The 21787-nt window shown below is 67.3% G+C and carries 21 protein-coding genes; 13 read left to right on the top strand and 8 right to left on the bottom strand.

The window, feature by feature from the left end; translation table 11 throughout:
- Window positions 1-86: 86 nt before the first annotated feature.
- Window positions 87-1022, top strand: coding sequence for a winged helix-turn-helix domain-containing protein (locus EV641_RS09135; RefSeq protein WP_054715360.1), 936 nt, complete (start codon window positions 87-89; stop codon window positions 1020-1022).
- Window positions 1023-1137: 115 nt separating this feature from the next.
- Window positions 1138-1860 carry a DUF1906 domain-containing protein gene (locus EV641_RS09140; RefSeq protein ID WP_132471560.1) on the top strand — a complete coding sequence of 241 codons (723 nt, stop codon included), beginning with the start codon at window positions 1138-1140 and terminating at the stop codon, window positions 1858-1860.
- Between the two features lie 17 nt (window positions 1861-1877).
- On the opposite strand, the gene EV641_RS09145 is transcribed toward EV641_RS09140, so the two are convergent.
- The 3 genes from EV641_RS09145 to EV641_RS09155 form a co-directional block, all read right to left on the bottom strand.
- Window positions 1878-3308, bottom strand: coding sequence for an MFS transporter (locus EV641_RS09145; protein WP_132471561.1), 1431 nt, complete (start codon window positions 3306-3308; stop codon window positions 1878-1880).
- A 122-nt stretch (window positions 3309-3430) separates the two neighbouring features.
- A complete protein-coding gene (locus EV641_RS09150) occupies window positions 3431-3778 on the bottom strand; it encodes a hypothetical protein (protein ID WP_132471562.1) in 348 nt (115 codons plus the stop codon).
- 109 nt (window positions 3779-3887) lie between these two features.
- Entirely contained in the window at window positions 3888-4724 is an 837-nt protein-coding gene (locus EV641_RS09155; protein WP_132471655.1) for a hypothetical protein, read from the bottom strand.
- A 351-nt stretch (window positions 4725-5075) separates the two neighbouring features.
- Here EV641_RS09155 and EV641_RS09160 point away from each other — a divergent pair, with 351 nt between their 5' ends.
- On the top strand, window positions 5076-6320 hold the full coding sequence (locus EV641_RS09160; RefSeq protein ID WP_132471563.1) for a mannosyltransferase: 1245 nt from the start codon (window positions 5076-5078) through the stop codon (window positions 6318-6320).
- On the opposite strand, the gene EV641_RS09165 is transcribed toward EV641_RS09160, so the two are convergent.
- The gene (locus EV641_RS09165) at window positions 6265-6552 is read right to left on the bottom strand and encodes a 4a-hydroxytetrahydrobiopterin dehydratase (RefSeq protein WP_132471564.1); all 288 of its coding nucleotides are present in this window, start codon (window positions 6550-6552) and stop codon (window positions 6265-6267) included. The two genes, EV641_RS09160 and EV641_RS09165, sit on opposite strands and share 56 nt — an antisense overlap.
- A 53-nt stretch (window positions 6553-6605) precedes the next feature.
- The gene (locus EV641_RS09170; RefSeq protein ID WP_132471565.1) at window positions 6606-6788 is read right to left on the bottom strand and encodes a hypothetical protein; all 183 of its coding nucleotides are present in this window, start codon (window positions 6786-6788) and stop codon (window positions 6606-6608) included.
- Between the two features lie 356 nt (window positions 6789-7144).
- On the opposite strand from EV641_RS09170, the gene typA reads away from it, so the two are divergent.
- From typA to EV641_RS09190, 5 genes are all read left to right on the top strand, one after another.
- Window positions 7145-9043: a translational GTPase TypA gene (typA, locus tag EV641_RS09175; RefSeq protein WP_054715314.1), complete on the top strand. Its 1899-nt coding sequence runs from the start codon at window positions 7145-7147 to the stop codon at window positions 9041-9043.
- A gap of 73 nt (window positions 9044-9116) precedes the next feature.
- On the top strand, window positions 9117-11135 hold the full coding sequence (locus tag EV641_RS09180; protein ID WP_132471566.1) for an ABC transporter family substrate-binding protein: 2019 nt from the start codon (window positions 9117-9119) through the stop codon (window positions 11133-11135).
- Entirely contained in the window at window positions 11132-12016 is an 885-nt protein-coding gene (gene mshB / locus EV641_RS09185) for an N-acetyl-1-D-myo-inositol-2-amino-2-deoxy-alpha-D-glucopyranoside deacetylase (RefSeq protein ID WP_132471567.1), read from the top strand. The genes EV641_RS09180 and mshB overlap by 4 nt, the downstream gene beginning before the upstream one ends.
- Before the next feature lie 35 nt (window positions 12017-12051).
- Window positions 12052-12210 (top strand): hypothetical protein, encoded by a 159-nt coding sequence (locus tag EV641_RS29435; protein WP_199233193.1) that lies wholly within the window; start codon window positions 12052-12054, stop codon window positions 12208-12210.
- 55 nt (window positions 12211-12265) lie between these two features.
- Window positions 12266-12700 carry a hypothetical protein gene (locus EV641_RS09190; protein ID WP_054715305.1) on the top strand — a complete coding sequence of 145 codons (435 nt, stop codon included), beginning with the start codon at window positions 12266-12268 and terminating at the stop codon, window positions 12698-12700.
- Here EV641_RS09190 and EV641_RS09195 read toward each other — a convergent pair.
- Genes EV641_RS09195 through EV641_RS09205 form a run of 3 tightly spaced genes read right to left on the bottom strand, consistent with a single transcriptional unit; the run spans window position 12663 to window position 15456 of the window.
- Window positions 12663-13400 (bottom strand): uracil-DNA glycosylase, encoded by a 738-nt coding sequence (locus EV641_RS09195; RefSeq protein WP_054715302.1) that lies wholly within the window; start codon window positions 13398-13400, stop codon window positions 12663-12665. The genes EV641_RS09190 and EV641_RS09195 overlap by 38 nt on opposite strands.
- Entirely contained in the window at window positions 13397-14983 is a 1587-nt protein-coding gene (locus EV641_RS09200; RefSeq protein WP_132471568.1) for a PH domain-containing protein, read from the bottom strand. Before EV641_RS09200 ends, EV641_RS09195 begins: the two co-directional genes overlap by 4 nt.
- Entirely contained in the window at window positions 14980-15456 is a 477-nt protein-coding gene (locus EV641_RS09205) for a PH domain-containing protein (RefSeq protein WP_132471656.1), read from the bottom strand. The genes EV641_RS09200 and EV641_RS09205 overlap by 4 nt, the downstream gene beginning before the upstream one ends.
- Before the next feature lie 142 nt (window positions 15457-15598).
- On the opposite strand from EV641_RS09205, the gene EV641_RS09210 reads away from it, so the two are divergent.
- The 5 genes from EV641_RS09210 (at window position 15599) to pruA (ending at window position 21769) form a co-directional block, all read left to right on the top strand.
- Window positions 15599-15814 (top strand): hypothetical protein, encoded by a 216-nt coding sequence (locus EV641_RS09210; protein WP_241996990.1) that lies wholly within the window; start codon window positions 15599-15601, stop codon window positions 15812-15814.
- Between the two features lie 55 nt (window positions 15815-15869).
- Window positions 15870-18461: a bifunctional FO biosynthesis protein CofGH gene (locus tag EV641_RS09215; protein ID WP_132471569.1), complete on the top strand. Its 2592-nt coding sequence runs from the start codon at window positions 15870-15872 to the stop codon at window positions 18459-18461.
- A 153-nt stretch (window positions 18462-18614) separates the two neighbouring features.
- Window positions 18615-18938 carry a ferredoxin gene (fdxA, locus tag EV641_RS09220; protein WP_054719028.1) on the top strand — a complete coding sequence of 108 codons (324 nt, stop codon included), beginning with the start codon at window positions 18615-18617 and terminating at the stop codon, window positions 18936-18938.
- Between the two features lie 6 nt (window positions 18939-18944).
- Window positions 18945-20054 carry a succinyldiaminopimelate transaminase gene (gene dapC / locus EV641_RS09225; RefSeq protein WP_132471570.1) on the top strand — a complete coding sequence of 370 codons (1110 nt, stop codon included), beginning with the start codon at window positions 18945-18947 and terminating at the stop codon, window positions 20052-20054.
- Window positions 20055-20113: 59 nt separating this feature from the next.
- Window positions 20114-21769: an L-glutamate gamma-semialdehyde dehydrogenase gene (gene pruA / locus EV641_RS09230; RefSeq protein WP_132471571.1), complete on the top strand. Its 1656-nt coding sequence runs from the start codon at window positions 20114-20116 to the stop codon at window positions 21767-21769.
- Window positions 21770-21787: the final 18 nt, after the last annotated feature.

A 21787-nucleotide genomic window follows, 5' to 3' on the forward strand; every position in this document is an offset into this window, starting at 1 on the left:
ACGGACACCGTCGATCCGATAGGGTGTTTCCCGACCTGTAGGAGCGACCGGCGGTACTGGGCAAGGCCGCAACGAATGGGGAAGGTGTGCAGCGCCGAAACGTTGTCGGAAACCCCGTCGGAAATGCAGCGAGTGCAGCCGGCGACGAGAGCGCGCTCCCGCCCTACACCGATCTGCTGTGGCCGACCCTGCAGGCGGTGATCGGACTCGGCGGATCCGGCGCGATCGACGAGATCGACTCCGCAGTATCGGAACGCGTCGGACTGCCGGCGGCAGCGCGTGCCGTGCTGCACGGCGACGGTCCGGGGACCGAGATCGAATACCGCGTGGCCTGGGCGCGCACCTACCTCAAGGGCATGGGGCTGCTCGCCAACGCACGTCGCGGGGTGTGGAGCGCTACCGATCAGGGGCGTGCGGTGCGGGAATCCGAGATCAGGCCCATGCAGATCGCCTACACCGCCGAGAAGCGGCGCAAACGGATGGTGCGCACCTCGTCGGGTGCTCAGGTCGTGCCTCTCGTCGCCGCCCCCGAGGATCCGGAACTGTGGCGCGAACCGGTTCTGGGTGCCGTCGCCGATCTGCCCGACGACGGATTCGAGCGGTTGGTCACGGCAGTGCTTCGCGCGGCCGGGTTCACGACGCTGACGACCCTCGACCCGGACGAGAGCACCGACGCCGACGTCGTCGAGGGCACCGGAGTGTTGCGGGTGTCGCTGCTCAGTTTCTCGGTGTTTTTCCGCTTCGTCCGCGGCCGCGAGCGGGTGGCTGCCGATGTCGTGCGTGAGTTCCGCGCCGCGATGGTCGGCCGGGGCGAGAAGGGGTTGCTCGTATCAACCGGTGAGTTCACCGACGACGCCCGGGCGGAGGCGCACCGGCACGGAGCTCCTCCGATCGACCTGGTCGACGGAGAAGGCCTGTGTGATCTGCTCCAGGAACACGGACTGGGTGTGCGCACCACGGTGCGGACCGTCCAGGACGTCGCCCTGGTGCCGGCGTTCTTTGCGGAGCTCGCGGGGCACTGACCACCGAACCCTGATCCGGACGAATCGGTCACCTTCGTCGATGCGACAGGTGTGACCGGTGGTGCTGTGGTGCAATACCGGGTGGCATCTGCCCCACCTGCGAAGCGAGGCGCGCATGACACTCACCCGTCGGGAACTGCTGCGGTATACGGCGATCGGATCAGGAGCTGTGGTTGCCTCCGCGCTCGCCGCGCCGGGGATCGCCCAGGGGCGCGAGGTGCTCGGCACCATCGTCGACTACTCCGCCGGTGTACCGTCCCCGTCCTCGATCCGTTCCGCTGGGCACATCGGTGCGATCCGCTACGTCTCCGACCGCCGACCGGGAGCGGAATGGATGTTGGGCAAGCCGCTCACCGAAAGCGAGGCCGACGCGCTCACCGGCAGCGGCCTCGAAGTGGTGTCGAACTACCAGTTCGGAAAGGGCGAGACCTCAGACTGGCTCGGTGGCTACCAGGCCGGGTTGAAACACGCGCGACGCGGACTCGAACTGCATCGCGCGGCGGGGGGACCCGACGATCGGCCGATCTATGTCTCGATCGACGACAATCCGACCTTCGTGCAGTTCACCACCCAGATCGTCCCGTATCTGCTGGCATGGCAGGAAGTGGTCGGACCTTCGAACACCGGCGTATATGCGAATTCGCCGACCATCGAGTGGGCGTCTGCCGTCGGCCTCGGGGCCTTCTACTGGCAGCACAATTGGGGAACGCCCAAGGGGTTCGTCCACGGATCCGCACACCTGCACCAGGTGTCCGGGGGTGAGATCGACGGCATCGGTATCGACGTCAACAACGTTCTGGCCGCGGACTACGGGCAGTGGTCACTCTCGAAACTCTGAGGTCGGTCGGCTCGAGCTCAGTTGTTGCCGAGTCGCCGCGGGGCCGGACTCGGTCTTGGGATCAGTGCGGTGATCGCCAACGAGACGACCGCTGCGACGACCGCGATCAGGAACGTGATCCGGAAACCGTCGAGGGACGGGACCACGGCACCGCCGATCCGGGTGGTCATGGCGGCAAGCACGACACCGATGACCGCTGCTGCCGACGACGTACCGATCGATCGCATGAGCGTGTTGAGGCTGTTGGCGGCGGCAGATTCGTGCAGGGGCACGGCAGCCATGATCAGAGCGGGCATCGCAGCGTACGACAGGCCCACCCCGGCGCCGATGATCATCGCCGCGACGAGCAGATGCCAGATCTCTGTGTAGAGCACGTACGCCACCAGATACCCGACCCCCACGGTTGCCGCGCCGCACGCCAGGGTTGCGCGCGGACCGAACTGTCGGGTGATCCGTGCGGACACGGGCGACAGGGCCATCATCACGAATCCGCTCGGAGCGAGCACGAGTCCCGCGCTCACCATCGACAGACCGAACCCGTACCCGGTCTCGGTGGGGGCCATGAGCAGCTGAGGGAACGCGAGAACGTTGGAATACATCGCGAATCCCAAGGCGATCGACGCGAGGTTGGTCATGAGCACCGGACGTCGCGCGGAAATCCGGAGATCGACGAGGGGACGAGGCCGACGCAGCTCGTACACACCCCACCCGAGGAACACCACGGCCGCGCCGACGAGCATTCCGATCGTCGACGGACTCGTCCAGCCCCACGCGTTGCCCTTGCTGACCGGGAGAAGGAGGAGCACCAGCGCGATCGACAGCAGTATCGCGCCGACGAAATCGAATCGGCCCGGATTGCGTTGTGGCGACTCGGGGACGAAATACAGCACTGCAGCGATGCCGATGACGCCGATGATCCCGGATACCACGAACAGCATGTGCCAGTTGGTCAGTTGCGCGACGAACGCTGCGAACGGCAGACCTATCGCACCGCCGACCCCGAGTGTGGCGCTGAGCGTCGCCATGGCGCCCGGGATCTTCCGTGGTGGAAGTTCGTCGCGCAGAATCGCGATGCCGAGGGGAATCGCGCCGACAGCGGCGCCCTGGAGGGTACGGCCGACCACGAGGGGTACCAGGGTGGTCGACAGGGCACACACGGCGGAGCCGAGGACCATCATGCCGAGGCTGACTGTCAACATCCGGCGTTTGCCGAACATGTCGCCGAGGCGGCCTGAGATCGGGGTGATGACGGCCCCGGCGAGAAGTGTCGCGGTGACGGCCCAGGAGGTGTTCTCAGGTGTTGCGTCGAGGAGTACCGGCAACTGCGGCAGGAGCGGAACGATGAGTGTCTGCATGAGCGCCACACCGATGCCACACAGTGCCAGAACCGGAACGATTGCACGCGGTACGGGCCGCTCCCGTGTGGGAATCGGGCTGTCGACGGCCATGGGGTCCTCGTCCGAGCCACGCTCGACCGCGGCCTCAACTTCGATGTGTGCGAAAACAACTATGTCGCAACTTGTCTAACATGCCGACAGTTCGGAAGCCCAGCGGACCCACCGCATATGTGTCAGGACTGGCAGTGACCGGCGGGGTCGGTTTCGTCGGTCGTGACCACGAGGCGTGGATGCTCCTCCGGCGCCGAATGCACCCCGCGCCACGCCATCAGCGACCAGCGCGACAGCGCCGACATGCACGAGCCCACGCTTCCGAACGACAACGACGACAGTGCCGAGGCTGCGGATCCGGCGGATCCGACCGACAGGATCGAGCCGACGCTGCCGATCGACAGGATCGAATAGGCGGACCCGACGGAGAGGATCGACCCCTCCGAGGCGATCGACAGGATCGAGCGGCGCGAGCGCAACGCCCGGATCGACCGGTGCCGCTGTGGTCGTGGCTGGGGTATGCGGGCCATGCCTCGGTCTACCACGTGCGGCGGCCGGTGAGAAGGGAACGGGAAACTCGGCTGCATACGCGACGAGGCCACCGGAAAGATTCCGGTGGCCTCGTGCTGACGGTGCCTGTCAGGGAACTGCGACGAGCCCCAGCGTCGGCAGGAAGGTGCACGAGCGCGCGTCCGCGCCCTCTTCCTGCGTGGTGATGCCCCCCGAGATCACGGCGACGACCTGGCCGGGCCCGGTGTCGGCGATCGCGGTCAGCGTGGTCGGGCCGTCAGGGTTGACATTGGCCTCGTTGGTCAACGGCTGCATCCCGGTGCGACCGTTGGAGATGTTGATCCAGGTCAGGGTGAGCGGCTCGGCCTGCTCAGCGGCCGCCGGTGCGGTGCCGAGTGCAGTGAACACGAAACCGGCCTGGCCGGCGCCCGGTCCCGGGGGCGGCAGCAGTGCCGGACCTGGGACTGCGAGTGCGGTGCCGACGGAGTCGGCGCCGTCGCCGATGCAGTCCTGGCCGAGCGTCGGGTACAGGAACTGGGAGATCACGACTTCACCCGGAGCCGGGAGATCGGGGCCGCCGCCTCCGCTGCCGTCGAGGAAGGTGATGACCCTCTCGAGCGTGCTCTTCACCGAATCAGGAAGCTCGGAGTTCGCGAGGAGTTCCTTGGCCTGAGCGAGGATGTCGTTCTTGCCGTCGTCCGCGATGTCGGAGGGGCCGGCAGCAGCCCCCACGATGGCGGGGGCGAGAGACGCGAGGGCCTCGGTCTCGGCGAGGTCGACCTCGGACCGGGGGAGGAACTGCGTCAGCGACTCGATGGACAGATCGGCCGGCACAGCGAACTGGGGGAGCGAGACGAGCTCGGCCAGATCCGGTAGCGCGGGCGGTGCAGGTTGCGCGACTGCGTGCGTCGGCACGGCAAGCCCCGCGGCGGCGGCGAGTGCGCACACCGTGAGCGCCCTCCGCATTCCTCGAGTACGAAGCACTGTTCCCCATCCTTGTCGTTGAAGTATCCGGTGTCCTGGACGGGCAACCAGATACTGACGGCTCGAGGAGACACTCTATGTAGCCCCCCCGTCCGGTACAAGCGGCAGCGCCCGTTTGTCGAGGGCGTGGGCTGATACCTGCGGGGAGTGTAGCCACAGGGTGTTCCGTATGGCGGTTCCCGGTTGACGGTAACGCCAAAGGGATGTGAAAGGTGTGACCAGAGATGAAATTGTTACGTGAGGGGTCATTGCTTTTCGATCTGTCGCGTCGCACCGGTAACCTCTGACGCCGGGTCGGAGCACCCGGACGACGACGACGGGAGGCGCACCGCAGTGCCAGAACGTGCTCGGTCATATCGTCTGTGGTGCGTGTTGCTTCTGCTGTTGTCGGTGGTGGCCAGGCTCGCATGGGGTCTACTGACTCCCAACGGTATGAACCTCGTCGACCTGCATGTCTACGTCGATGGTTCCGCTGCGCTCCTGAGCGGTGAGCTCTACGACTTCACCTATTCGCGCGACACCCCGGATTTCCCGCTGCCGTTCACCTATCCGCCGTTCGCGGCCCTCGTGTTTCTGCCGCTGCACTATCTACCCTTCGGGCTGCTCGGCGTCCTGTGGTTGCTCCTGACGATCGCAGCGCTGTTCTGGGTCATCCGGATCGCACTCGAACTGCTGGTCGGTCCGGCGGCGCGCGGAAGTCACTGGACGTCGGTGGCGTTGGTCTGGACGGCCGTGGCGGTGTGGAGCGAACCGGTACGCACGACCCTCGATTACGGGCAGATCAACGTCTTCCTCGTGCTCGCCGTGATGGTGGCGGTGCGCAGCAGCCGGTGGTGGCTGTCCGGCGGGATCGTCGGCATCGTGGCCGGCATCAAGCTCACCCCGGCGATCACGGGCGTGTACTTCCTGGCCAGGCGACGCTGGCGTGCCGCGTTCTTCTCGGCCGTCGCGTTCGGTGCCACCGTGGTCGTCAGCAGTGTGCTGCTCGGCGAGCAAGCACGCACCTACTTCACCTCTCTGTTCGGTGACGCCGATCGGATCGGCCCGGTGGGATCGGTCTGGAATCAGTCGCTGCGGGGTGCGCTCAGCCGACTTCTGGGCCGTGACGTGGACACCGGCGCGGTGTGGATCGTCGCTGTTGCTGCGTGCGCGGTCCTCGCGTTCGCGGCTTGGCGGTCACTCGGCCCCGACGATCGGCTCGGCACGCTCGTCATCGTCCAGCTGTTCGGGCTGTTGGTGTCGCCGATCTCGTGGGTGCACCACTGGGTGTGGGTCGTACCGATGTTGTTGTGGCTCGTCTACGGTCCGCTCGCGGGTCGTTTCGGCACCTGGGTCGTGGCGGCCTGCTGGACCGTGGTGACGCTGGTGGGAGTGCCGTGGGTACTGAGCACCTACCAGGCTTCGATGTGGGACATCGACCGGCCGGCACCGCTCGCATGGCTCGGAGCGGTGAACGTCGTCGGCGTTCTCATCGTCTACCTATGGATGGTCGTCGCGCCGCGAGTGGGTACCGGCGAGTCCGCTACGGCCCCGCCAGCGAATCGATCTGATGAGCCAGATCCGGATCGGCCGCGGTGATCCCGCCCGCGGAGTGAGTGCTGAGCGAGTAGGTCACCTTGCGCCACCGGATGTCGATATCGGGGTGGTGCTGTGCTTCCTCCGCGATCTCGGCCACTCTGCCGACCAGAGTGATCGCGTCGGGGAACGTCGGTGATTCGATGGTGCGCACCAGGGCGTCGCCGGCCCGGTGCCAATGCGGAAGGTCGGACAGTGCGGCGTCGATCTCGCCGTCGGTGAGCAACTGGGCCATGACCCATTGTGTCGCCTCACCGGAGGCACCCGCAACGGCCGGGAGGCAGCGGGTCAGGCGGCGCGGACTTTCTCCAAGTGCTTGCGCAGCTGTTTCTCGCTCATCCCGTCGTCCTGGACCTTCTTCATGCGCATGATCACGACGGGACATTTCACACAGCGCGTCTTCTTGCGGCAGCACTTCTTCTTCGGCTTGAGGCTTGTAACAGTGCTCGCCTTGAACTTCTTCTTGCCCATCGTCGTCCTGCTCCCGTCCGTGCGCGTGGAAGTCAGGTTAGCGTTCCCTCACTTGAACGCCAAGGGTCACTTTCTGGCTGTCTACCGTCCCGAAGCTGAGCTCTTCTACGTGTCGAACGTCACTTCGGGGTACGCTGAGCTGGGCCGATAGGTTCGCGATGCCGCGTGCTCACCTGTGCGGGCTGTAGGGTATTCGTGGCCGCAGTGCCCGCACGGACCTTCGGAGAATCGATCTCGAAGTCCACGCCGGGTGTCTCGCATTCGCGTCGCGGCCCAGAACGAAATTGCGCCGTACGGGCGAGGTGCCAACCGGGTCCAGTGCCGTGTGGCCGGACTACAGCCAGGAGAGCCATCGCGTGAGCACCGCTGATTTTCGAAACGTCGCCATCGTGGCGCACGTCGACCATGGAAAGACCACCCTCGTCGACGCAATGCTGCGGCAGTCGGGTGCGTTCGCCGAGCGCGCTGAACTCGTTGACCGAGTCATGGACTCCGGCGACCTCGAACGCGAGAAGGGCATCACCATTCTCGCCAAGAACACCGCGGTGCACCGCCACCATCCCGATGGCAGCGTGACCGTCATCAACGTCATCGACACCCCCGGCCACGCCGACTTCGGTGGCGAGGTCGAGCGGGGCCTGTCGATGGTCGACGGTGTCGTGCTCCTCGTCGACTCGTCCGAGGGTCCACTGCCGCAGACCCGCTTCGTTCTGCGCAAGGCACTCGCCGCGTCGCTTCCGGTGATCCTGGTCGTGAACAAGACCGACCGCCCCGACGCCCGCATCGCCGAGGTCGTCGAAGAAAGCCAGACGCTGCTGCTCGACCTCGCGTCCGATCTCGATGACGAAGCCGCCGAAGCCGCCGAGCTCGCTCTCGGTCTTCCGGTCCTCTACGCGTCCGGCCGTGAGGGCAAGGCAAGCAGGAAGCAGCCCGAGAACGGGCAGGTTCCCGACGCGGAGAACCTCGACGACCTGTTCGACGTGCTGATGGAATATGTCCCCGCGCCCAAGGGCGACGTTGCGGCACCGCTGCAGGCGCACGTCACCAACCTCGACGCCTCCGCATTCCTGGGCCGCCTCGCGCTGGTCCGTATCCACAACGGCGAGCTCCGCAAGGGCCAGACCGTGAGCTGGATGCGTGTCGTCGACGGCGAGCCGGTCGTCACCAAGGCGAAGATCACCGAACTGCTCGCCACCGTCGGCGTGGAGCGGCATCCCGCCGAATCGGCCATTGCCGGCGACATCGTGGCTGTCGCCGGGTTCCCCGACATCATGATCGGCGACACCCTCGCAGACCTCGAGAATCCGGTGGCGCTGCCCCAGATCACCGTTGATCAGCCTGCCATCTCGGTCACGATCGGCACGAACACGTCGCCGCTGGTCGGCCGCGTCAAGGGACACAAGCTGACCGCACGCATGGTCAAGTCCCGCCTCGACTCGGAACTCGTCGGCAACGTGTCGCTCGAGGTGCTCGATATCGGACGCCCCGATGCTTGGGAGGTCCAGGGCCGAGGTGAGCTGGCACTGGCGATCCTGGTGGAGCAGATGCGCCGCGAGGGCTTCGAGCTGACCGTCGGCAAACCGCAGGTGGTGACCAGGCAGGTCGACGGCAAGCTGCACGAGCCGTACGAGGAGTTGACGGTCGACACCCCCGAGGAGTACCTCGGTTCCATCACGCAGCTGCTTGCCAACCGCAAGGGCAAGATGGTGCAGATGACCAACCAGGGTACGGGTTGGGTGCGAATGGAATTCCTCGTCCCGTCCCGCGGCCTGATCGGTTTCCGCACCGACTTCCTCACCGAGACGCGCGGCACCGGCATCGCAAACGCCGTGTTCCACGGCTACGCGCCCTGGGCAGGCGAGATCCGGGCGCGCCACACCGGGTCGCTCGTCTCCGACCGCGCGGGGTCCGTGACGCCGTTCGCGATGATTCAGCTGGCCGACCGCGGCACGTTCTTCGTCGAGCCCGGAGCGGACACCTACGAGGGCATGGTTGTGGGTATCAACCCGCGTCAGGAAGATCTCGACATCAACGTCACCCGCGAGAAGAAGCTGACCAACATGCGTCAGTCCTCCGCCGACGTGATGGAGACCCTCGCCAAGCCGATCGAACTCACGCTCGAAGCGGCCATGGAGTTCTGTGCCGGCGACGAGTGCGTGGAGGTCACACCGGAGATCGTGCGGGTGCGCAAGGTGCATCTGTCGGCCACCGACCGTGCCCGTGCGCGTTCGCGTGAGAAGGCCCGTAATCAGTAGGGAATAGTGTGAAGCGGCCCCGGTAGCCCAGGCTCCCGGGGCCGTGACATAGGTCGACGAGAGGAAGCCCCGAGTGTTGCGTTCGCGCATCCGGCATCGGCGGTGGATCGGTCCGGTGGCCGTCGCGACAGTCGTACTGGCGTCGACGGCATGTACCGCAGATCCACCTCCGCCGATCGAACAGACGGAGCCGACAGCAGCACCCGCGCCCGCCCAGAAGCGCAACACCGTGGTCGTCGCGATCGACGGGGTCGAGACCGGTTTCAACCCGCACCTGCTGGCGGATCAGTCGCCGGTCGGCGACGCGATCGCACAACTGGTCCTGCCGAGCGCTTTCCGCCCCACTCCGAGCACGGAGGACCCCGCTCTCACCGAATGGGTGCTCGACGACTCGGTGCTGGTGTCCGCGGAGGTTGTCTCGCAGGCGCCATTCACCATCGAATACGAGGTTCGGACCGACGCCCAGTGGTCGGACAGCGCGCCCATCGCGGCGGAGGACTTCCATTACCTCTGGCAGCAGATGACCTCGCAGCCAGGAGTCGTCGACGCCGCCGGCTACCGGCTGATCGAGGACGTCCAGTCCTCGGGCGGCGGCAAGACGGTCACCGTGACGTTGCGCGAGCCGTACCCCGCGTGGAGAGAGCTGTTCGCCGACATGCTGCCCGCACACCTCGTCAAGGACACCCCGGGTGGTTTCGACACCGGCCTGTCGGAAACGATCCCCGTGTCGGGCGGCCCGTTCAAGGTGGAGTCCGTCGACCGCGGCCGCGGCGAGGTGCTGCTCGAGCGCAACGACCGGTTCTGGGGCGAGCCGGCTCTGCCCGACGAGATCCTCATGCGCCGTGGTGGAAGCGACGCCCAGCTCACCGAATCCATGCGTAGCGGCGACACCCAGATCGCGCAGGTCTCCGGAGGATCGGCGTTGCTTGCCCAGCTCGGTGCGGTATCGGACTTGCGGACCCACGTGCAGCTCGAGGCCCGGACGCTCGAATTGACGCTCAACACACGTACTCCCACCCTTGCCGACCCGCGGGTGCGTCGCGGTGTGCTCGGTCTGCTCGACCCGGAAATGCTGGCCTTGGTCGCAGCGGGGTCCGAGGCGGAGGTCGTCCCCGACAGGGCTCAGGTTCTCGCGCCGTCCGATCCCGGGTACGTGCCGACGATGCCGCCGCGGCCCAGTCGTGAGGAAGCGCTCGCGCTGCTCGCGGACTCCGGATATCTGCCTGCTGCACCGGATCCCGGGCCGACCCCCGAATCGTCGTCTCCGGATTCGTCGCCCCCGGGCGAAACGACGACACCGGCGACCACCACATCGGAAGAGTCGTCCTCGGATGAGGATTCGCAGGAGCGGACACCCACGGGGCGCGCCGAACCGATCACGGACGGCTCGCTCGTCCGCGACGGCGTCCCGCTCGTACTCGTGCTCGGTGTCGCGGAAGGGTCCGAGACCGCGCACACCGTGGCACGGACGGTGGCGGACGTCTTGACCGGCGCGGGAATCGCGGCCACGGTGAGCGAACTACCGCCCGACGAGCTCTACGGAGACGCCCTCGTCGACGGCGATGTGCACGCGATCGTCGGCTGGATGCAGGCGGGTTCCGACCCCGCGACGGCAGCGCTCTCCCGATTCGGGTGCCCGCCCGCACTTCCGGCCTCGTCCGTACCCGAGACGTCCGACACGACGGAGACCTCGGAGACGACGGAGATGGCGCCCACGTCGACGAGCGAGGCCGTGACCACAGTGGACGTCCCCGACTCGGGTGCTGAGAACGAGGATTCCGGCGACCAGCAATCGGGAGATGAGACGGAAGAGGCCGCCGTCGCCCAACTCGAAGCACCCAGCAACCTCTCCGGTGCGTGTGATCCCGAAGTGCAGACCCAGCTCGTCGATGCTGTACACGGGGTAGGGGACGTCCCGGCAACGCTCGCCGCGGTGGAGCCGAGGCTGTGGGATCTCGCAGTGAACCTGCCGATCATCCAGGGCCGGTCCGTTGCCGCTGCCGGTCCCGGTGTGGACGGAGTGGCCCTGGCCGGCCCGGTGTCCGCAGGCATCGTCGGTGATGCTCGATTCTGGTGGAGGAACATACAGTGACCGCTGACGAACCGCGCAGACTGCTGCTCGTCCACGCACATCCCGACGATGAAACCCTCACCACGGGTGGCACTGTCGCCCGGTATGTCGCCGAGGGAGCCGAGGTCACCGTGGTGACCTGCACTCTCGGCGAGGAAGGCGAAGTGATCGGCGACGAGTGGGCGCAGCTCACCGCCGACCGGGCAGACCAATTGGGTGGCTACCGCGTGCTGGAATTGACCCGGGCATTGAATGCGCTCGGGGTCGCGGCGCCTCTTTTCCTCGGCGGAGCGGGCCATTGGCGGGACTCCGGGATGGCCGGCACACCGTCGGCGGCGAACCCCCGCGCCTGGGTCAACGCCGATTCCGATGAAGCGGTTGCGGAGCTCGTCGGCGTCATCCGGCGCACACGGCCGCACGTCGTGGTCACGTACGACCCGGTCGGTGGGTACGGGCACCCGGACCACATCGCGGTGCACGAACGCGTGACTGCCGCGGTCGAGATCTCCGGAACCGAGGACTACCCTGCTGCCGGCGCGCCGTGGACTCCGGCAAAGGTGTACTGGACGGTGACCGAGAAGTCTGCGCTCGACGTGGGTATCGCCGAGATCGGCGACCTCCCCGACGGGTGGCGCCTGCCCGATCCGGGTGAGCTCCCGAGCGTGCCCGACGATCAGGTGACAGCCGTCGTCGACGTCCGCGGAGTGCTCGACGCGAAACGCGCCGCGATGGCTGCCCACGCCACACAGGTGACCGTGGCGCCGGGTGGAGAGCAGTTCACGCTGTCGAACCTCGTCGCCCAACCGGTCTTCGGCGAAGAACACTTCCGCCTGGTTCGAGGAGAACCGGGCGAAACGGACGATTCCGGGCGGGAGCGTGACCTCTTCGCCGGCATCGGATAACGTGACCGCCGTCACTGATGGAGGGGAGGACGGCGATGTACGACTGGTCCGTTCAGAATCAGATCATCGCGTTCGTCGACTCGTTGCGTCCGCACGCCGACGAGATCCGCGCCGGTTATTTCGATGCGCTCTACGGGTTCGTCGACATGCAATCTCACCTGCTGACCATGCTCGGCTACCCGCCGGTGCCGTGACCTCCCTGCCGACCCCGCGTGGCTCGGATGAGGGGTCGTCGCGCACTATGGAACGATGACCGTCGACCCTGCAACCGCACTGCCGGACGTACCCGCACTGCCGCCGGAGCCCCGTAGAGGCGTGGTCGCGTTGCTCGTCTTCGACGGGTTCCTGTGCGCGATCCTGTCGGTGATGTTCCTCGGTCTCTACATCGGTTCGGTCCCGTTCCCTATCACGATCCTGCTCGCCGCGGTGCTCAATCTGCTGCTGGTGATGGCCGTGTACAGCGAGACCGGGTCGTTTCGTACCGCGATGCTGCCGCTCGCGGCGTGGTTGCTCGGATTCGCTGCCTGCCTGGCCGTCGGGCCAGGTGGCGATCAGCTCGCCATGGCCGACTGGCGGATCCTGATGCTGCCCGTCGCGGCTCTCCTGCCCGCCGGCGGCTATCTGTTCTCGGCGCGGATCAAGGCGATCATGCAGGTAGCTCGGCCGCCCGCGCAGCAGACCTGAGCACAGCCGTGGTCATCTCCCGGGTGAGACGACCGGTGAAAGTGTTCTGCTGACTCACGTGGTAGCACCCGAACAGGTGCAGCGGGGTCTTCTCCCCGGTCGCGGAGGCAAGGGTGACACTCGCACCATGCCCGAACTTCGGGCGTGGCGACGGCACGACCCATCCCGCGGCGGTCAGCACAGGGAGCAGTGCTTGCCACCCGAATCCACCGAGCACCACGACAGCCCGCAGCGTCGGCGAGAGCAACCCGAGCTCCTGCTCGAGCCAGCCCCGGCACGTGTCCCGCTCGGTCACGGTCGGTTTGTTGGCGGGTGGTACGCAGTGCACCGGTGAGGTGATCCGAGTGCCGAACAGTTCGAGTCCGTCACCGATACGGGTGGCGGTGGGTTGCGACGCGAGACCGGCCTCGTACATCGCTGCGTACAGGAAATCGCCGGAGCGGTCGCCGGTGAACATCCGTCCCGTCCGGTTGGCGCCGTGCGCCGCGGGCGCCAACCCGACGATCAGCAGCGCCGCATCGGTGGGGCCGAAACCCGGCACCGGCCGGCCCCAGTACTCCTCGTCGCGGAACGAGGCCCGTTTCTCCCGCGCGACCCGTTCACGCCACTCGACCAACCTCGGACAGGCCCGGCAGTCCGTGAGCAATTCGTCCATCGCTGCGAGGGTGTCGGCTCCGGGTCTTCTCCAAGGGTCGATCATGAGACCTGACCTCTGCGTGCCCAGATGTCGCCTGCGCCGGGTGTCACGGATTCGATCAACGACCAGGCGTCGCCCTCGGGGACATCCACAACCGCATAGTGGCCTGCTCCCGCGGGCGTCGCGGCGATCACCGTCGCCACGCCTGCACGCCGCTGGAAGAACGTCTGGCGCACTGTCCACCCGATGATTCCGTCCGACTCGAGGCAGATCCGGTGGCGGTCGAGCGAGCCCGCACGTGTGACGAGATACCCGGCGGGTGAGGCATGCCCGAGACCCCGATAGCGATCCCACCCGAGAGCTGCCACGGCCACGACGAGCACAGTCGCTCCCACCACGATCGCGGGCAATGGCAGCGGCCGGTCGACGAGGGCGGCAACTGCGATGCCCACCGCGATCAGGCACAGCACGGGAGCGACGGCCCGGGTGAAGCGACGACGACGTGCTGCGGAGCCGTGGGGGACCAGTGGCGCCGTCAGGGGTGAGTCGGTGGTGAGTACCTCGCCGGCGACTCGACGTACCTCGCTGTCGGGCGCGGACGGCAACACGAGCGACGACTCGCCGCGTTCGGCCGACACCCCCGTCATGATCGCGTCGAGCCGCGCCGCTCCCACGAGCCTCAACGCAAGCGGTTCGTGGAGGTCGACGCCGCGAAGCCGTGCGCGATCGAGCGTCGTGTGCCGCACCCGCAGTAGGCCTCGCCCGACGCGCAGCATCCGCCCGTCATCGGTGACCAAGAGGTTCCCGTACAACAGCAGGTACCGGATGCACGCGGCGATACTCGCCACGATGAGGATCACGACGACGGCGACGGCGACGACGACCGCGATACCGGCCGCCGCGAGCGCATCGACCCCGCGCTCGACGGTGTCCGATTCGGTGAGTCGTTCGCCGATGCCGTACTGGAACGCCAACCCGACCACGGCGGCGACGCCGATCAGTCCGGTGGCCGAGAACGGTGCGTAGCGCACCCACCCGGACCGGAACCGGGCCAGTTCGCGTTCGCTCGGAGCCCCGCCCACGGGGTGGGACTCGGGGACGCCCGCCGGTGCGGCGACGTTCTGTCCACCCTCGAGGAGTGCGGCACGCAGAGCGGGAACGTCTTCGATCGCGATGCCGTTGAGCTCGAACTTGTTGTGGTCGGTGCTGCCGCCTCCACCGGATTGTCCGGTGCCGATCTTCACGACCGCGAGACCGAGCAGCCGGTGCAGTAGCCGCCGATCGACATCGACCGACCGGATGCGGCTGCGCGGGATCGACAGCTCGCGGCGCTGCACCAGGCCGCGGCGCAGCTCGACGTGCACGGGTCCGACCCGATAGCTCGTGGTGAACCAGCGTGCGAGTCCGACGAGGACCAGCAGCGCCGCGACACCGAGGCCCCAGTAGGGGTTGCCGCTGCTGCTGCCCAGCAGCACCGAACCGATCAGGACGGGAAACAGCTTCAGGATCTCTTCGACCGGATGAACCAGCAGCATCCGGCGGTCGAGACGCTGCCAGCCGGCGGTGCTTGCGATGGCGGCCCCGGCGGCCTGCGGAGTATCGGATCCGGGCGTATCGGGTCCGGCGGTGTCGAGTCCGGGGCTCATGTCGCGTCGGCTCCGTTGCTCCCCGCGATCGCGGTGAGTCGTGCGACCGTCTCGTCGGCCACCGCCGTGTCGAGCGCGGTGATCTCCACGGCACCGGCGGACGACGCCGTGGTGACGGTGACGGTCGCGAGCCCGAGCAGACGATCGATCGGACCGCGCTCGGTGTCCACGGTCTGAATCCGTGAGATCGGCGCGATCCGGCGCTCCTGCGTGAACCAACCCGAGCGGGTGTGCACGGCGGTGTCGCTGATCTCCCATCGGTGCACCCGATACCGCCACAACGGAACCACCCCGATGTGCAGCCCCGCGACGACCACCGTCGCGACGGCCGCAGCGACGTGCCACCCGAGCCGGCCGGAATCCAGCACACCCCACACGACCTGTGCAATGACGACCGGGATCCACATCAACGCGGCGTTGATCGCCCACAACACGCGCGCCTTCGGACTCGGCCGCCACGCGGGTTCGTCCATCACCGTTCCGGTGCTGCTGTCCACATTCACACTCCCGACTCGGTTCCGGGTTCCAGGCTAGGCTTGCGAAGGCCCCCGATTCGGGTGGCCCCGGGTATCCCCACACCGCCGGGCGTTTTTGGTCACGACGAGGAGGATCGACATGAGTGAAGCCGACATGACCGGCACATCCGATGCAGTCGAGTTCCAGAGCCTGTCGACGGAGGATTCCGAAGGGGATCGCGTCGAACAGTCGACGCCGGCCTATGACGATCCTCGCGACACGTTCCCATCCGACCTGCCGCTCGAGGTCGACCCCGCCGACGCCGCCGAGCAGAATCGCGAGGTATCCGTGGACGACGACTATCCCCACGAGTGACCGGCGAGTGCACCCCGAAGTGGCATGCGACACGGTGGGAGCGCATGATCGGCCCATGACCGATTCCGCTGACGACACCCAGCACTCCGCGATGCTCCCGTCGCCGTCGCTGCGACCCGGTGCCGCCCCGCAGCCGACTCCGTCGGCGATGCGCCGAGCGCTGCGCCGCGCCCGCGACGGGGTGAGCCTCAACGTCGACGAGGTCACTGTGCTGCTGCAGGCGCGCGGCGCCGATCTCGACGACCTGTGTACGTCGGCGGCGCGGGTCCGCGATGCCGGCCTGCTCGCAGAGGACCGGCCGGGAACGGTCACCTACTCGCGGAAGGTGTTCGTCCCGATCACCCGGTTGTGCCGCGACCGTTGCCACTACTGCACGTTCGTCACTGTCCCGGGCAAGCTTCGCGCCGAAGGCCGGGGTATGTACCTCGAGCCCGACGAGATTCTCGAGATCGCACGACAGGGCGCCGAGCTCGGCTGCAAGGAAGCGTTGTTCACGCTCGGCGACCGCCCCGAGGACCGGTGGCCCGAGGCGAGACAGTGGCTCGACGAACGCGGGTACGACTCGACGCTCGACTATGTGCGGGCGATGTCGATCCGGGTGCTCGAGGAGACCGGGCTGCTGCCGCACCTGAACCCGGGTGTGATGAGCTGGGCCGAGATCTCGCGGCTCAAGCCGGTGGCGCCGTCGATGGGCATGATGCTCGAGACGACGTCGGAGCGGTTGTTCACGGAGAAGGGCCAGTGCCATCATGGCAGCCCCGACAAGGAACCGTCGGTGCGGCTGCGGGTGCTCACCGACGCGGGCCGCCTGTCGGTGCCGTTCACCACGGGCATTCTCGTCGGCATCGGCGAGTCCTTCGTCGAGCGTGCCGAGTCGATCCTGGCGATCCGGAAGACGCACAAGGCATTCGGCCACATCCAGGAAGTCATCGTGCAGAACTTCCGGGCCAAGGACGACACCGCGATGCGCGATGTCGACGACGCCGCGCTCGACGAGTTCCTGGCCGCGATCGCGGTCTCACGTCTGATCCTCGGCCCGGGTATGCGAATCCAGGCGCCGCCCAACCTGGTGTCGCTCGATGAGTGCCGCGCGTTGCTCGCGGCGGGAGTCGACGACTGGGGTGGCGTGTCGCCGCTGACGCCGGATCACGTCAATCCCGAGCGGCCGTGGCCGAATCTCGACACGCTGGCCCGGCTCAGCGCCGAAGCGGGATTCAGGCTCACCGAACGCATCGCGGCGCAGCCGCAGTACGTGCTGGCCGGTCAGCCGTGGATCGACCCGAGGATCACTGCTCACGTGCGTGCACTCTCCGATCCGGAGACGGGCCTCGCGCAGCAGGTCATCCCGTCGGGGCTGCCGTGGCAGGAACCCGATATCGACTGGGAGTCGTCGGGACGTGTCGACCTCAACTCCGAGATCGACGTGACCGGACGCAACACCGATCATCGCTCCGACCTGGGTAGCGCCTTCGGTGACTGGGACACCGTGCGCGAACAGGTGCTGGCGCTCGGCGAGGCGGCGCCGGTGCGACTCGACAGCGACGTGCTGTCGGCGTTGCGGTCTGCGGAGCGCGACCCGGGTGGATGCTCCGACGCCGAATACACTGCTCTCGCGAACGCCGAGGGGGCGGGCCTCGAGGCGATGGTGGCGCTGGCAGATCAACTGCGTCGTGACACGGTCGGCGACGACGTCACCTATGTCGTCAACCGGAACATCAACTTCACCAACATCTGCTACACGGGATGCCGGTTCTGCGCGTTCGCGCAGCGCAAGGGCGACGCCGACGCATTCACGCTCTCGGCGCAGGAAGTTGCCGACCGGGCGTGGGAAGCGCACGTCGCCGGGGCCACCGAGGTGTGCATGCAGGGCGGCATCGATCCCGAGCTTCCGGTGACCGGCTACGCGGATCTGGTGCGCGCGGTCAAGGCGCGGGTGCCGTCGATGCACGTGCACGCGTTCTCGCCCATGGAGATCGTCAACGGTGTCGCGCGGAGTGGTACGTCCATCCGTGAATGGTTGACCGAGCTGCGTGAAGCCGGCCTCGACACGATTCCGGGTACGGCCGCGGAGATCCTCGACGACGAGGTGCGCTGGGTGCTCACGAAGGGCAAGTTGCCGACCGCGGAGTGGATCGAGGTCGTCACCACCGCGCATGAGGTGGGACTGCGGTCGAGTTCGACGATGATGTACGGGCACGTCGACCAGCCGCACCATTGGGTGGGGCACCTGAATGTGCTGCGCGGGATCCAGGACCGGACGGGCGGGTTCACCGAGTTCGTGCTGCTGCCGTTCGTGCATCAGTCGTCGCCGCTGTATCTGGCGGGTGCGTCACGGCCGGGGCCGACGATGCGCGACAACCGTGCGGCGCACGCGCTGGCCCGCATCATGCTGCACGGTCGCATCGCGAACATCCAGACCAGCTGGGTCAAGCTCGGTGTTGCGGGGACGCAGGCGATGCTCGAGGGCGGAGCAAACGACCTCGGTGGCACGTTGATGGAGGAGACGATCTCGAGGATGGCGGGTTCGCAGCACGGGTCGGAGAAGACCGTCGCCGAGCTGGTGGCGATCGCCGAGGGCATCGGTCGTCCTGCCCGTGAGCGCACCACCGCGTACGCGCGTCGTGAGATCGGCGTCACTGTCCGGTAGGTCCGACTCCGACGCGAGGGATAGGTCAGGGCACCCTAACAGGAAGTCGGCCACCGGAGACGGTGGATACTGTTCGGTTGTGGGCGCTAGTGCGCCGATGCGCTGGGACCGTACCGGGTCGGCGGGCATTGTAGAGAGGCAGGGAGAACAGCAGTGACGTACACGATTGCGGAGCCGTGCGTGGACGTGTTGGACAAGGCATGCATCGAAGAGTGCCCGGTCGACTGCATCTACGAGGGTGGTCGCATGCTGTACATCCACCCGGATGAGTGCGTGGACTGTGGCGCCTGCGAGCCCGTGTGCCCCGTCGAGGCGATCTTCTACGAGGACGACGTGCCGGACGAGTGGTCCGAGTACGTGCAGACCAACATCGACTTCTTCAAGGATCTCGGGTCTCCCGGCGGCGCGGCGAAGCTCGGCAAGGTCGATTACGACACGCCGTTCGTCAAGAACCTGCCTCCCATGGGCGAGGAATAGGCGGCTGTGGCCACACGTACACGCCGGTCGGTCGCACAGAGCCTTCCGGACTTTCCGTGGGATTCACTGACCGACGCGAAGGCGAAGGCTGCCGCGCACCCGGACGGGATCGTCAACCTCTCGGTGGGAACTCCCGTCGATCCGGTCGCACCGGTGATCCGGGAGGCACTCGCCTCGGTTGCGGAGGAGCCCGGCTACCCCACGACACACGGGACGCCCGAACTGCGACAGGCCGCAGTGGGTGCGCTCGCGCGTCGCTACGGGATCACCGGGATAGACGAGGCATCGGTTCTGCCTGCGATCGGCACCAAGGAGATGATCGCGTGGCTGCCGACCCTGCTGGGCGTCGGCGCCGCGGATCTCGTCGTCATCCCTGAACTCGCGTACCCGACCTACGAGGTCGGCGGGCTGCTCGCGGGCGCACGGTTGATCCGTGCCGACGGACTCACCCGCCTCGGGCCGGAGGGCGCGTCTCTGGTGTTCGTCAACTCGCCGTCGAACCCGACCGGCAAGGTGCTCGGTCTCGATCATCTGCGCAAGGTCGTCGACTGGGCCCGTACTCGGAACGCGATCGTGGTATCGGACGAGTGCTACCTCGGGCTCACGTGGGAGGGCGAGGCGCTCTCGATCCTGCATCCGAGTGTGAGCGACGGCGACCACACCAATCTGCTTGCGGTGCATTCGCTGTCGAAGACGTCGAACCTCGCGAGTTACCGCGCGGGATTCGTCACCGGCGACGCCGAACTCGTCGCCGACCTTCTCGAGGTGCGCAAGCACTCCGGCATGATGGTGCCGTTGCCGATCCAGGCCGCGATGACCGCGGCACTGAACGACGACGAGCACGAGAACATCCAGCGTGAGCGGTACCGGGTGCGCCGCGAGACGCTGCTCGAGGCCGTGCGTGGTGCCGGTTTCACCGTCGACCATTCCGAGGCCGGCCTGTACCTGTGGGCAACCCGTGGCGAAGAGTGCCGCACGACCGTCGACTGGTTCGCCGAACGAGGCATCCTCGTCGCACCGGGCGAGTTCTACGGACCCGGCGGTGTACAGCACGTGCGGATCGCGTTGACCGCCACCGACGAGCGGATCGAGGCGGCGGCACAGCGACTGGCCTGATCGATCGGAACCTCCCGCTCGATCGTTTACCCGGCGCTACCCTGGGCCCAGGAGGCACCATGGACGCCGTCACAGTTGTTCCTGAGCCGACGAACGAGCCGGTACACGGATACGCCCCGGACAGCCCCGAGCGGGCCCGACTGCTCCGCAAGCTTGCGGAACTCTCCGCCGAACCGATCGATGTCGCCCACGTGATCGGGGGAGCGCACCTCCACGGGGAGGGCGATCGCATCGACATCGTGCAGCCGCACAACCACGTTTCGGTGCTCGGCACCCTCCGCAATGCCACCGCGGCGGACGCGGCAGCGGCGGTCGATGCCGCCACCGCGGCGGCACCGGCGTGGCGCGACATGTCGTTCGACGCGCGTGCCGCGATCCTGCTGCGGGCCGCCGACCTGATGTCCGGCCCGTGGCGGGAGACCATCGCTGCTGCCACGATGCTCGGCCAGTCGAAGTCGGTGCAGCAGGCCGAGATCGACGCGCCGTGCGAGCTGGTGGACTTCTGGCGGTTCAACGTGCACTTCGCACGCGGACTCCTCGCGGAGCAGCCGAAGTCGTCGTCGGGTGTGTGGAACCGGATGGATCACCGTCCGCTCGAAGGGTTCGTGTACGCCGTGACGCCGTTCAACTTCACGGCGATCGCCGGCAACCTGCCAACGGCGCCTGCGCTCATGGGCAACACCGTCGTCTGGAAGCCTTCCCCCACGCAGTCCCTGGCTGCCTACTGGACCATGCGGGTCCTCGAAGCGGCCGGGCTGCCGCCAGGGGTGATAAACCTGCTCACCGGCGACGGCAGAGCCGTGTCCGACGTGGTTCTGAGCGATCCCCGCTTCGCGGGTCTCCACTTCACCGGATCGGTCGCGACGTTCCGGCACCTGTGGAAGGAGATCGGCGGCAACCTCGACACGTACCGGGCCTATCCGCGGATCGTGGGAGAGACCGGCGGAAAGGATTTCGTCGTCGCGCATCCTTCCGCCGACCCCGCTGTCCTGACCACCGCGCTGATCCGTGGCGCGTTCGAGTACCAGGGGCAGAAATGCTCGGCGGCGTCGCGCGCGTTCGTGCCGCGCTCGGTGTGGTCGCGGATGCGGGAGGACTTCCTCGCGGAGGTCGATGCGCTCACCTACGGCGACGTCACCGATCTGTCCAATTTCGGTGGTGCGTTGATCGATCGTCGCGCATACGAGAAGGTCGTCGGTGCTCTCGACCGCGCTCGGGACCGCACTGCCGTGGAGTTCGCCGTCGGCGGTGGATACGACCAGTGGGTCGGCTGGTTCGTACGACCCACGGTGCTGCTCGTCGACGATCCCGGCGACGAAGCGCTCACCACCGAATACTTCGGTCCGATCCTCGCCGTGCACGTCTACGACGACACTGTGGCCGGTGCGTGGGAGAACGTGCTCGAGATGATCGACACCGCAACCCCGTACGCACTCACGGGGGCTGTGGTCGCGGAGGATCGCGCCGCGATCGAGCAGGCCTCCTCCGCACTGAGGTTCACAGCGGGCAACTTCTACGTCAACGACAAGCCCACCGGCGCGGTCGTCGGACAGCAGCCGTTCGGCGGTGGTCGGCTCTCGGGCACCGACGACAAGGCGGGCTCACCGCTGAACCTGCTGCGCTGGGTGTCGCCGCGTGTGCTCAAGGAGACGTTCGTCCCGCCCACCGACCACCGCTACCGGCACATGGAACCCGAACGCGAGGCGGGGTCGTGACCAGCGCGGCCCTGGGCG

This window comes from Rhodococcus sp. SMB37 (genome assembly GCF_004345605.1).
Taxonomy (GTDB): Bacteria; Actinomycetota; Actinomycetes; order Mycobacteriales; family Mycobacteriaceae; genus Rhodococcus.